General features: G+C 38.4%; 11 protein-coding genes. 10 read left to right on the forward strand and 1 reads right to left on the reverse strand.

Features of this window, described 5'->3' with window-relative positions; genetic code table 11:
• Window positions 1–321 precede the first annotated feature (321 nt).
• The 10 genes from NSU13_RS03915 to NSU13_RS03960 all read left to right on the forward strand — a co-directional run bounded on the left by NSU13_RS03915 (window position 322) and on the right by NSU13_RS03960 (window position 10,241).
• Entirely contained in the window at window positions 322–1,191 is an 870-nt protein-coding gene (locus NSU13_RS03915; protein WP_111927629.1) for a DNA-3-methyladenine glycosylase, read from the forward strand.
• 102 nt (window positions 1,192–1,293) lie between these two features.
• Window positions 1,294–2,679, forward strand: coding sequence for a 23S rRNA (uracil(1939)-C(5))-methyltransferase RlmD (gene rlmD / locus NSU13_RS03920; RefSeq protein WP_342489872.1), 1,386 nt, complete (start codon window positions 1,294–1,296; stop codon window positions 2,677–2,679).
• A gap of 134 nt (window positions 2,680–2,813) precedes the next feature.
• Window positions 2,814–3,224, forward strand: coding sequence for a DUF6508 domain-containing protein (locus NSU13_RS03925; protein ID WP_342489873.1), 411 nt, complete (start codon window positions 2,814–2,816; stop codon window positions 3,222–3,224).
• A 39-nt stretch (window positions 3,225–3,263) separates the two neighbouring features.
• Window positions 3,264–3,659 (forward strand): hypothetical protein, encoded by a 396-nt coding sequence (locus tag NSU13_RS03930; protein ID WP_231293961.1) that lies wholly within the window; start codon window positions 3,264–3,266, stop codon window positions 3,657–3,659.
• A gap of 398 nt (window positions 3,660–4,057) precedes the next feature.
• A complete protein-coding gene (locus NSU13_RS03935) occupies window positions 4,058–4,867 on the forward strand; it encodes a MerR family transcriptional regulator (protein ID WP_342489874.1) in 810 nt (269 codons plus the stop codon).
• A 33-nt stretch (window positions 4,868–4,900) separates the two neighbouring features.
• A complete protein-coding gene (locus NSU13_RS03940; RefSeq protein WP_342489875.1) occupies window positions 4,901–6,088 on the forward strand; it encodes an MFS transporter in 1,188 nt (395 codons plus the stop codon).
• Window positions 6,089–6,338: 250 nt separating this feature from the next.
• Complete coding sequence (locus NSU13_RS03945; RefSeq protein ID WP_342489876.1) at window positions 6,339–7,523, forward strand: DUF1835 domain-containing protein; 1,185 nt, start codon at window positions 6,339–6,341, stop codon at window positions 7,521–7,523.
• A gap of 226 nt (window positions 7,524–7,749) precedes the next feature.
• Window positions 7,750–8,319 carry a hypothetical protein gene (locus NSU13_RS03950; protein WP_034283720.1) on the forward strand — a complete coding sequence of 190 codons (570 nt, stop codon included), beginning with the start codon at window positions 7,750–7,752 and terminating at the stop codon, window positions 8,317–8,319.
• A gap of 23 nt (window positions 8,320–8,342) precedes the next feature.
• Window positions 8,343–9,626, forward strand: a complete 1,284-nt coding sequence (locus tag NSU13_RS03955) for a hypothetical protein (protein ID WP_284384717.1) — start codon at window positions 8,343–8,345, stop codon at window positions 9,624–9,626.
• A gap of 333 nt (window positions 9,627–9,959) precedes the next feature.
• On the forward strand, window positions 9,960–10,241 hold the full coding sequence (locus NSU13_RS03960; RefSeq protein WP_024425245.1) for a hypothetical protein: 282 nt from the start codon (window positions 9,960–9,962) through the stop codon (window positions 10,239–10,241).
• Window positions 10,242–10,294: 53 nt separating this feature from the next.
• Here NSU13_RS03960 and NSU13_RS03965 read toward each other — a convergent pair whose 3' ends face one another.
• Window positions 10,295–11,803, reverse strand: coding sequence for a helix-turn-helix domain-containing protein (locus NSU13_RS03965; RefSeq protein ID WP_034283723.1), 1,509 nt, complete (start codon window positions 11,801–11,803; stop codon window positions 10,295–10,297).
• Window positions 11,804–12,477 lie beyond the last annotated feature (674 nt).

Here is a 12,477-nt window from a genome sequence, read left to right on the forward strand (position 1 = left end):
TTGCCTAATCCGCTAATTTCTTTGTTCACCTCCTTGATATGTCATAATTATACAAATATTTTTGGAATGGAAGATATCACCCAGAGGTTCTATTTCTAATTTAAGGAAAATGAGCCTAAAATGTTGCAGGATGCTGTCGAATTTTAGCTGAATTCGACTAAAAACTTTCATCTATCCAAAAGGAGAATGACCACAAATAAGGAAGATATAACTGATAAATTCTTGTACTCTTTATGTTTAAAAGTATTCAATCTAGAGAATCATTCATGCAAAATGAAACAATCACATCTGCGTATGTTTGCAGAAAGGAAGAGGACATGTATGTGGGAAAAACAGCTTGCGGTAGAGCCGCCGTATCATTTCGATCAAGTGCTTAGACGCTTATCAAGTGATCCATTAAAAGCAGTCGATTTGAGTCAAAGAGAAATAAAAGTGCCGATCAGATTAGAGCAAAAACCGTACGTGGTCATCGTTCAAGCTACTGGAACAAAAGATGCGCCTATGTTCCGTGTGCGATCAAACGGCCCAGAGGAACCCCTTCTTTCTGAGGTGAAACGGATATTTGGCATGGAGCATCAATTACACATGATTCAAGACCATTTTTCTCAAACCAATCTAGGGTCCATTTTTGAGCAGCATATTGGAACGCCGCTCATGCTGGATTTTCATTTATATCATTGTTTAATGAAATGCATCATTCATCAGCAGCTTAATCTTTCGTTTGCTTACGAGCTCACGAAACGATTTGTCCATACGTACGGCGAGCAAATAGAAGGTGTATGGTTCGATCCTTTACCAGAAACCATTGCTTCTCTTGAAACAGATGATTTGAGAAAGCTTCAATTTAGTCAGCGAAAAGCAGAATATGTCATCGATGTATCGAAACGAATTGTGAGCGGCTCACTTTGTTTAGAGGAATTACACGATTTATCTGATCTGGAGGTGGAAGAGCGATTGCTTCCGATTAGAGGGATTGGACCTTGGACGGTTCAAAATGTGCTTATGAATGGGCTTGGAAGACCAAATCTTTTTCCGGTGGCAGATATTGGCATTCAAAACGCAATCAAACGACACTTCGACCTGCCTGAAAAACCGACAAAAGAAGAGATGGCAGCGCTAAGCAAGGAATGGACACCATATTTAAGCTACGCTTCTTTATATTTATGGAGAAGCATTGAGACAGATAAATAAATGAAAGGCATTTTCTCTCTTTGTCTAAGACGTGGTATACTAATGAGATGGAATAAAATGAAGACAACCTATTAAGGGTTCAAATAGAACGGAGAGAATAAAGTGAAAGAAAAACAGCAAGGTGCCCTTTTGCAAAAGGGACAGCAGTTCCCGCTTACCATTAAACGCCTTGGCATTAATGGTGAAGGGGTCGGTTATTTTAAAAAGCAAGTGGTCTTTGTCCCAGGCGCGCTTCCAGGTGAGGAAGTGGTGGTTGAAGCAACGAATGTCCAAGCAAAATATGCAGAAGGCACAGTGAGAAAAGTGCGAAAGCGCTCCGAGCATCGAGTCAAACCGCCTTGCCCAGTATACGAACAGTGCGGCGGCTGTCAGCTTCAGCATTTGGCGTATGAGCAGCAACTAAATGAAAAGCGTGATATTGTCATTCAATCAATGGAGCGTCATACAAAGCTATCTGTTGAAAAGCTTGATATTCGGCCAACGATCGGCATGGAAGATCCGTGGCACTACCGAAACAAAAGTCAGTTCCAAGTAGGACGTTCTCATAGCGGAGACATCATTGCAGGACTTTATGGACTAAATTCCCATAAGCTTGTACCGATCAAGGAATGTATCGTGCAGCATCCAAAAACGAACAAAACAACAGGCGTTGTCCGCAAAATTTTAGAGAAATTCGGCGTATCGGTCTACAATGAACGGACAAGAAAAGGCGACGTACGATCGATTGTCGTGCGTGTCGGCTTTGAAACAGGGGAAGTACAAGTCGTTCTTGTCACATCAAAACCTGAATTTCCAAAGAAAAAAGAAATAGCCGAAGCCATTCAAAAACGTCTGCCTGAAGTGACGTCCATTATGCACAATATTAATGGTGAAAAAACGTCGGTCATCTTCGGCCATAAAACATCTCACCTAGCTGGCAATATGGTCATTCAAGAATTTTTAGGAGACGTCTCATTTGAATTGAGTGCACGTGCTTTCTTCCAATTGAATCCGAAGCAGACGCTAAAGCTTTACGATGAAGCGAAAAAAGCGGCCAAACTGACAGGCAAAGAAAAGGTTGTCGATGCATATTGCGGCGTTGGGACCATTGGGATGTGGCTCTCAGATGGCGCCAAAGAAGTACGAGGAATGGATGTCATCAAAGAATCGATTGATGATGCCAAGAAAAATGCCAAAAAACACGGCATGAAAAGCGCGACCTATGTAACAGGAACAGCTGAACATTGGCTACCAAAATGGGTCAAAGAAGGCTTCCGCCCTGACGTCATCGTCGTCGACCCGCCAAGAACAGGCTGCGAGCGCACCTTCTTAGACACCGTCAAACAAGTCAAACCAAAACGCTTTGTCTACGTCTCTTGCAACCCATCCACACTAGCAAAAGACCTTGAATACATGTCAAAAGACTACAAAATCGAATACATGCAGCCAGTTGATATGTTTCCGCATACGGCGCATGTGGAGACCGTTGTATCAATGGCTAGAGTGTAAAAAAGTGAAGTAAATAAAACTGTCCGTGATTTGAATACTGGTGTCTAGCTGGTAGGATGATCACGGATTTTTTTTATACTGATCCATAGGTGTCGATCAGAGTAAACCATATGAATGAATAGAGGAGGATAAAGATGAGCCAATTCGAGAGTCTAACAAAATACATACCGATGCTCCGCGAGGACCATATCGGAGAATGGGTGATCGACCAAGAAAATGATGGAACAGCTGAACGCCCAATCCAGATGCCTTTTGTCCATTATTCCGAAACGGTCCGTCACTTTATCGAAGATGTCTATACCTTTGCGGAACAACATCAAGAGCTGGAGCTTATCCGCTACAGAGAAATCCTCAAAGAAAATGGCATTGAAGGTGGATTGAACGATATCGAGAATGTGGACCTCTCACATTTAAATGCGCAGTGTGTTCTTGCACTCATCATGGGGGTTGTGAGAGCTGAGCGATTTAGTGAGGGAGCCATATTCAATTTCTTTAAAAGTGGAAACATGTTGAAGTGTCTTGAAAGATTGGATTGTTTGGAGTAAGAGCGGTGAGCGGTTTATTTCATTTGTTGGAGTGATCAAATGAAAGATAAAACCGATGTAGCCGATACTTTTCCTCCTATGAAAATAGAAGAAATTGATCAAATTTTATTATATGAACTTGATGCAATAAAAATTGAAAAAGAAGATGAACGTATAAAGTTCATTTTACAAGATCCCTATTGTCCTGATAAAAGTCATATTCACAGTGTGTATGTCATTTATAAGAAGTCTATACTCAATTTACTTGAAGGTAGGATTCGTTCTATTCATAGTCATGAATTCATGAGTGCTAAGAAAAAAGATCGAACGATTTCTAAAGAAGATATAGAATATGGATTAGAGATGGCTACAGTTGTGGTTCTTGCAAGTGAAAATAATGGAGTATTGACGAATTATTTTTATAGTGGAAATGGAGAAAGGTTAGAGTATTTTTAATATATGCTTAGGTTATTCAACAGATTTTCAAAAAAAAGAGCATAAAGTAAGTTTACAACGATTTATGAATGATATAAAGATTGTTGAACAGATGGGATTGTTAGAAAAACTTTAATCGATAATAGATGTAAATTTACAAAGTAACTCGAATTGTGTGCATGTAATCAGAATCAAAAAATTAGCAAAACCTAGATTTTAAGAAATCTAGGTTTTTTTGCGTAACAGCAGTTATTTCATGGTGACTGAATGCTTAATAGATAATGAATGCGAAGTTGGAGTCTGCATTCTTCAACTTAATCTAATGATAATACGAATGAATATTAAATTCTTCTATTGACTTTCCCCTTTACTGAAAGGTTTATACTTTGATCAGATCAACAAAACGGAGGAGATGCAGGATGTTCAAGATTGGCGATTTTTCTATGTTAAGTAAAGTCCCTGTCAAAACCTTAAGGTATTATGACCAAATCGATTTATTAAAGCCTAAACAGATCGATCAAGATTCTGGTTACCGGTATTATTCAGCTGAGCAGCTGCTTGAGGTCAATCGAATTTTTATATACAAGGAATTAGGTTTTACGTTAAAGCAAATGGGACAGCTTCTTCGTGAAGATATTTCTGTCGAGCAGATTCAGGGCATGTTTCTCTTGAAAGAGAGTGAGATTCAGCAATTGATCGAGAAAGAACAACAGAAATTAGCGCGTATTAAGGAGCGGATGCACCTCATCAAACGAGAGGGGTGTGTTGAAAAAGAACAAGAGGTCATCATCAAATCGGTTGAAAGCAAACACATCATGTCTTTTCAATCCAACGGAACTGTTGACGAAATCCCTTCCTTCTTTCAAACGTTTCATCATTTGTTACATCCGCAAGAATTGAACTCTGAGCCGCAAATCGTGCTGTGGAGGGAATCAATTGCTAAAGAAAGTGAGTTCGAATTTGAGGTTGGGTATTCCGCGAAAGCGATAAGAGGCTCTCTGCCTCAGGGCATCACAATACGCACATTACCAGCTGAAGAAACCATGGCGACGCTCTTATTTCATTCAGATTCTCCATTTGCACAAACTGCTTGTGTTGACCTGGCGACATGGATCGAACATAACGGATACCGCGTGAAAGAAGATCAGCCGGGCCGAGAGATTTATTACCCGTTGGCTGAAAATGAAGAAGGAAGACTCATTGAAATTCAAATTCCCATTCAACTATAAATCGTCTACATTGCCCAAAGGAGAAAAGCGACTATGAAAAATAAAGCCGTTGTGTATTTACTTGCTTTAGCAGCCTTTTTAATTGGAACGATCGAATATATCATTACAGGAATTATTCAAATGGTCGCAGATGATTTACAGGTCACGACATCTGCTGCTGGTTTATTGGTCACATCATTAGCGCTCTCAGCAGCCATTGGCGCGCCGATTGTCATTGCACTGACCATCAATATCGACCGCAGAAAAATATTATCATGGATGCTGATCATTTTTATTTTAAGTAATATCATCACAAGTGTGAGCCATTCGTTTGAAATGGTGCTGATGACAAGGGTTTTACAAGGAATTAGTGGAGGGACGGCCATTGTAGTGGCAATGGCTGTGGCCACTCGTCTTGTCGAACGAGAAAAAAGAGGAACAGCGATTGGCATCATTTTAATGGGATTAAGCAGTTCCTTGGTTTTAGGTGTGCCCATTGGGACATTTCTAAGCAGCATGATCGGATGGAAAGCATTATTTGCAGCCATCGGCTTGATCACGCTCATTCTGCTGATTGTTGTGTATAGGCGCATCCCTTCTATGAAAGAACAAGAACCGGTGACGCTAGGTATGCAATTATCAATATTAAAAGATAAGAGAATTTTGCTGGCAGTGGCAGTGACACTGTTCTATGTAGGAGGATACTCCACCTTATTTACCTATTTAACGCCCTTCCTGCAAGAATCAGCAAACCTTAGCATCACAGAAATCAGCGGCATTTTATTACTAGCGGGAATATGCAGCTTTTTGGGCTCCAGTCTTGGAGGGGTTGCAGCAGATAAAAAAGGCCCAACATTCACGATTTTCTCCGGAATTATTCTACAAATCATCATGCTGATGCTGCTGGCATTTGTGTCAGGGAATCTCGTGGTCATGGTGGCGGTGATCATGATATGGATGATTGCTACATGGAGCACATCTCCAGCTCAGCAGCTGTATCTCGTCACACTTGTACCCAAATCTCCTGATATCGCATTAAGTGTCAATACATCGTTTATTCAATTCGGATTTGCTTTAGGCTCGGGGTTAGGAGGGCTTGTATTGAGCAGGACATCTATATTGCACCTAAGCTGGATCAGCGCTGGAACGGTTCTTCTTGCTTTACTCATGACCATCTTGATGGTGGCGTTTGACAGAATCTCTCAGCAGAAGAGTTTGAAGGTGATGGAGCAAGGTAGATAACATGATCGATTCACTAGTGAACATACAAATTTAGTATTGTATTGTGGGAACTGCTTATTTCGGGTAGTTCCTTGGCCCATTTCGTGGGCTTTTTTTATAAAAATTCTTATCTCTGCAGTTCTGCTTTATTACTTCTGTAAATACCTGATCTCCTTGTCATACTTTTGAATGAAATTGACTCAATAGAATTGACGTAAGAACCATGAATAGGTGAAGATGAAATAAACTGTAAGATAAAGGGAGACGGATGATGATACATATCATATTTGGGGCGGCAGCTGCCGGTAGTTTAAAACAAGCAGTACGTGAAATGAAGCAAGATCAAATAGATGATATCATCGCTTTTGATGATATTTATTCGATTGGACCACTTCTACATTTACACGAACATAAAGGACAAGCGAACCGTATAGAATGGCTGCGTAATGTGATGTCAAATGAATTTGGCTATTTTGATGACTTGGTCAACGATCAGCATAAAATGCTTCAACAAATAAAGGAGATAAAAGCAGGCAGTCGTATTCTCATCTGGACAGGCAGTAATGCCCATGAGCAAATTGGCTTGCGATATGCCGTCTATTTATTAAAAGAAAAAAGGGTTGAATTGTCTGTAATCAATATAACGACAGCATTTGATCAGCTGTTCAATACAAATACAAGAAGAATGGATATTCGACATTCCGGGGAAATTGCATCTGAAAAATTTAAAATTTTGTACGAGAGTAAAGAGCATATTCACACAGTGACAAAAGAAGAAAGAGAAAGATTACAAAACGAATGGCTTTCATTTGCTAAAGAAAATGATACGCTGCGGATATGGCAAAAAGGACAAACGATCAGCGTACCAGAAGATGAATTTGATGCTTATTTAGTGAAAATGGCTAAGCGGCTTCATCAGTCCGCGCCAGAAGAGGAGTACATCGTAACTCCACGCCTGATAGGGGAAGTCATTGGTCATTTAGATCAGTATATCGGGGATGATTTTATTGAGTATCGACTTAAGATATTAATTGATCAGGGGATTTTTGACATGAAAGGAAAACGAACTTTCATGCGTTATTACTCGATTAAACTGACAGAGTTCGGTCAGAACTTCAAAAAGTGGGTGTGCTGTCGAGAGTTTGTGGATCATCCTTTTGTGAAAATTGAAGGAGATTACGGTGGAGAACCTTTTCAATGCGGGCATTGTCAATGTCATTTAGAAAGAGATGATATACCAGTAAGCGATACCCTTTTCTCAAAGATTTGGAATTGGAATATACAGTATGGTCGCTGGTTTGACGAAGAAACCGATGATTTACTGCCAAATGGCGTAGACATGGAAAGAAAGTTTAATCAAGAAGGAGAGCGAATCACGAAAGAAGTGAAACGTGAATTATCTCCTGCGTATCAAATTGAATACAGCCCAAGTGAAATGACGAGATATTTTATTTAAAACAATAGAATTAATTAAGTAAATGTAGGTTTTCTAAGAATTAGACATTCGTTGAACTGATGGGAAATGAATGTTTAATTCTTATTTTTTATTTATGAAAGAATTTAAGATCCGCAGAAAAACGGAATCTGCAATGGAAAGGGAAAATATTGAAACATTTTTTCGGTAAAATCGTAATAAAGATAGAGCGTTCAACAGAAACATTTAAAACGGAGAGGAGTATTACATGGAACAAGCTGCACTGAAAAAAATGAGGACTAAACAAGTAGTTACCTCTAATTTGCTATTTGGCATGATGATCTTGATTTTTTTTGTTTTGATTCAAAAAGTTGAGATTCAATTTACATATTTTTTTCTTTGTTTAGGAATCTTCATGCTCCTTCAAGGCATTTACGGCTTGATCAAAAAAGGATCAACAAAGTCTATCATTCCCATATTTGAGCAGGTAGCCATTTATGAAAAAGAGAAATTGGGAAAAGAGTGGGAGAAAGAACAAAGAGTGGAAAACATTTGGAAATTGATATTGAGCGGACTAATGTTCTTCCAGTCATTTAGTTTTCAAACGATGCAAGATCCATTTTTTCATATAGAACCTAAGTTTCTCATTTTCTTATTTGTTATGGCTCTAGCCATTATCAATATAAGCATGCTCTTTCGCTTTAGAAAAATCGACCGATCGACGGAAGCGCATGGATTAAAAGGCTTTACAAAGGAATCAAACATGATGGCAATGGCTTTAGGATTATTATCAGTGATTGTCATATTCGGATTTATCGTCATCTTTTTTCTTCCATAAAACAGAATGTTGAGGTGAAACAAATGAATGCAAACATTCAACAACTGATCGATCAGACAAAGGCGAAATTTGGTTTAGATCTTTACTATTTAAAAAGGCACAGTTTTTATCGCTACGTCAATATGTTCAATGAAACGGTTTATACATTGAATATGGAATGGTTTCCCTCTCATGAAGCTGAACCCGAGGACGATGATCTAAACCCGGACGGCACAGCTGTGATTGACGTGAACTTAAATACAGGCCAGATTGAAACGGTCATTTTTGTCATGGACAAAACCTTCGCGAAGAATGGTGTCACATTTAAGAGGCCTTATCCAGCTCATGTCATTCAATGGATCGAAAAAGAAACAGGATTGGTCTATGGTGAGCATTTTCACATGCATCAAAAGGAGAAAGGGGAACTTTTTTTCGAAGAAGCAATAGATGGTGTGAAAGTGACGCCTTCAGGCAGAATCGAAGTGAAATGGGATGAACATGGGCAGCTCATTCACTATATACATCGAGGGCCATTTATGGCAAAAAAACGACTAAAAACTGAAGAATATGTGCTTTCCATTGATAGGATTGAGGATTTAGCCCAGCAGCAAGTGCAGCGGTTTGATTGGCCATTCTTCGAGCAGAATCGAATCCGCCCTATATATGCGTTAGAAGAAATTTATGTCAAGAACGATGGAACAGGAACAATACCGTTTGAAATTGGACGTGAAGAAACGCATTGTATACACATGTATCAGGTCATGGAGTGGAATGAACCGTTAAACAAAGCCTTTGAAAAAAAGGAAATCGATATAAACGAGGACATTACTGCTGAACAAGCCTTGTCACTGGAGCCTTCACCAGATACCTTCCCAATCTCAAAAGAAGAGCAAGCTGCGTGTATCAAAGCGGTTCGAACCTTTTTGGCGCAAAAATATTCAAAGGATACAGGGAAGTGGGTGCTAAAAACACTCCACCGTGATCATGGCTACATCCAAGCGATATTAAAAACGAATGAGCAAGAAGGCTGTGGTTTTATGGATAAGATCAAGGTCTTCATTGACGCCAGCACTTTTGAAGCCATTAATTACATAGATAAAAAAGAGATGTTTCAAGTATGCGGGATACTCAATCCATCTCAAACAGCTAGTGAAATCACCATATCTCCGAAAGAAGCCTTTGAAACATTGAGAGAACGCCTCGAACTTACACCCATCTATGTCTATGACGATGTGCAAAAACAATATGTTTTATGCGGAAAGCTCGACTGTCATGAAGGCGTTGATGCAGTGAGCGGTGAAGTGTTCTCTTTGACAGACCTTTCATAACTTCTAAAAGAACAGTGAGCAGCTGTTCTTTTTTGCCTATTTTCCTCTTTTTAGAATAAAAATGGAATTTTGTAGAAGGAAGTTGTCGTTTCATCACGAAAGAAACAGATAAGAATATGATCATAGGTCCATCGGTTGGAATTCGTATTTCATATAGTAAACGTCATACATATTGAAAACCCATTGCAGTAAAGTTGATCTACAATCTTTTAGAGGAATTCGTGTCTCTAGTAGTAAGCGAAACTAGGCGGACTAAGATCATAGGATGAGTTGAACATGTTTGTTTTTAGGTAAGCTTAAAGCCATAAATAGAAGAAAGTGAGGATATCTACCTTGAGTACATTGGAAGTGTTTCGTCAGTTTTTGGTTGACCATTATCCTGCGTTACAAGATGAGCTTTGGCTGAAAGATGTTGATACCCTTCGAATCTCTCCTATTCTTCATCCTTTTCTGAAAAGCAAGCTGCCAGAAGGAATCGAAAAATTCACTTGTGTCCTATTCACGCAGCAGACAGATCAAACCGCTGCACCGCTCAAAGTTTACCTTTTATTAGATGAATATGAGCAATCGCTTTACGCCATTGATTTGATGAATGAACAAATAGCGCTTCATTAATACAGAAGCAAAAAAGCTGCTTGAGAGCTCCTCAGCAGCTTTTCTTGTGAATATTAGTTTGTCATATCAACCAATCTTGAGTGCAAGTTGTCCAATTCTTTCTTTGTTGGAAAAGAGCTGATCAGCAGTGTAGACCGTCCTAATTGATTAGGAAGCTCAGTATCGGTCACAATCATATCAATCCCAAGTCGATCCATTGTCAGTTCATTTAATGTATTTTCTGGACTTGTGAAAATATGAATGAGAGGAGGCAATCTTAATTTAATTAAATCTGCAATCAACAAACTATGATTATAACCTAATGTTGAAATGACAAAAATGTTCAACACGTTTCTCCGATCCATTTCCAAATGAACAAGCCCCCTCCAGTTAGAAGTAATGATACGAATCAATTCTCGTTCATTTTTCACAAAAGAAGCAAGTATATCGTCTGTTTTTAACTCTTGAATGATATGAGTAATCCTCGAATAGAAGTAAGGAAGCTGTTTTTTTACCTCTGATAAATACCTCGATTTCTTTTTGAAAAGGAATCCATCTCTTACGGTAATTTCCCTAGAATACACATAATATTGGAGAAGAATCAGTGTCATCACCTTGCGATTAGCTATCTCTTGATGAAAAATCAACTCCAATTGATTGATAAAGGAATGAATAGCTTCGAAGAGGTGTGGTGTATGCGATTGAAAGAACGTCAATTTTTCTTCGACAGTTTCAATTGATTTATAATGGCCAATAGCTGGTTCAATCAACAGTAAAAAGACAAATTCGTGACGATCCAACGTAACACCAAAAGTGTCCTTTGTCATTTGGCAAACGTGTTCTTCCAAGTTTTTGATTTGATTATAGATACCTTTAGCTGTAGCTGTTTGTTTTTCCTTATCCATTGAGTACCTATAATTGCGTCGTATTGAAAAATTTTTCCTCACTCGGTGTATGGAAACGGCGAGCCATAGGCAAAATTTATCTATAGCCACATCAGGTAGGTTGACTTCGAGCACCTGAAATAGCTTTTGTAAAAAATCAACTGCATCTTGCTTTTGAATATCATCGAATGGCCAAAGCCTGCTTCCATAGACTTCAAACAAAAATTCCACAAAAAATTGACGAATTTCCTTCTCATTTCCATGGAACTGCATACTATCTGGTCGTAACTCAATGTCATACGAGATAAGAAGCGAATTGATTTTATGAATGGTGTTATACAATGTGGATCTACTGATATTCAGTGTGTCCATCCATTCATAGAAAGACCTGTTTTGTTCAAAGAAAACGCCGTCAATCAATCGAATTTCAATCGTATCTTTTAGAATTTCTTTGATATAGTAGTCGACTCGTATCGTCTGTGTATAACAAATGGATATGCCTTGTCTTGGCTTTATGTGGATTAACGGCTCTCCGTTCTCTGTTTGGAACGACTTCATTTGTTCTAAATCGCTTTGAATGGCACGAACCGAACCGATTTGTTCATTCGATATCTCTTGTAGGCTCCACCACTTATCTTTTGATACAAGCAGTTTTAAAATGTTTATCCATCTCTTTGATTTATTATCAATAAGCTCCATTAAACAACTAACTCCTTCCCTTGGCTTGCCTCTATATGATGAAGTCATCATAAAGAACGTTTTGTTCTCAATATAGCATGAAATGATTGTAATGTTTAGCTAAAGTGTTTTGTCTTCACTTTTAATGATAAAAGAGAAAAAAATTAGACAAAAACAAATGTTATTCGTTGATTCTCCATATTTTTCTTTTAAAAGGTTATAAGTGATCCATTAATCCTATAAAAATGGATCATTTTGTTTATTTTTTTGCTGTTGAAACGGTAAATGTAAGAATAAAACGCAGCAGCTTTTTGATTACCATATGAAAGGGAGTAGAAAGGAATGCGATTTATATAATGCTGAACTGACTCACCTTACATACGATATGATACATGCTTGTTTCTTCATATGAACGAACCATATGTGAATACATGCTTATATATGCATGTACACATCGTTTATTGTTCATTCCAGTATAAATATAAAATTCACATTTAATCTTTTCACGATCCTCTCACTATTCCCCATTTCTATAGACCCCAATCCAGTTACTCTAACCACTACTCATGATGACCTTTCAAGCTCATGATTGATCAACTCATTTTATTCATAGGGTCTTAAGGTGCAATTTTTAGAAAATATTGATCAGAAGCGGAGTGATTGATCTGACAGTATACGAATGATTTTTTTTATCG

This window comes from Bacillus sp. FSL M8-0049, from assembly GCF_038593355.1.
Classification (GTDB): Bacteria; Bacillota; Bacilli; order Bacillales; family Bacillaceae; genus Bacillus; species Bacillus safensis.

Excerpts from the sequence above, each read along its gene's own strand:
- NSU13_RS03935 (WP_342489874.1), top strand. The coding sequence starts at position 4,058 with ATGTTCAAGATTGGCGATTTTTCTATGTTAAGTAAAGTCCCTGTCAAA.
- NSU13_RS03965 (WP_034283723.1), bottom strand. The coding sequence starts at position 11,803 with ATGGAGCTTATTGATAATAAATCAAAGAGATGGATAAACATTTTAAAA.
- NSU13_RS03945 (WP_342489876.1), top strand. The coding sequence starts at position 6,339 with ATGATACATATCATATTTGGGGCGGCAGCTGCCGGTAGTTTAAAACAA.
- NSU13_RS03930 (WP_231293961.1), top strand. The coding sequence starts at position 3,264 with ATGAAAGATAAAACCGATGTAGCCGATACTTTTCCTCCTATGAAAATA.
- NSU13_RS03925 (WP_342489873.1), top strand. The coding sequence starts at position 2,814 with ATGAGCCAATTCGAGAGTCTAACAAAATACATACCGATGCTCCGCGAG.
- NSU13_RS03950 (WP_034283720.1), top strand. The coding sequence starts at position 7,750 with ATGGAACAAGCTGCACTGAAAAAAATGAGGACTAAACAAGTAGTTACC.
- NSU13_RS03955 (WP_284384717.1), top strand. The coding sequence starts at position 8,343 with ATGAATGCAAACATTCAACAACTGATCGATCAGACAAAGGCGAAATTT.
- NSU13_RS03915 (WP_111927629.1), top strand. The coding sequence starts at position 322 with ATGTGGGAAAAACAGCTTGCGGTAGAGCCGCCGTATCATTTCGATCAA.
- NSU13_RS03940 (WP_342489875.1), top strand. The coding sequence starts at position 4,901 with ATGAAAAATAAAGCCGTTGTGTATTTACTTGCTTTAGCAGCCTTTTTA.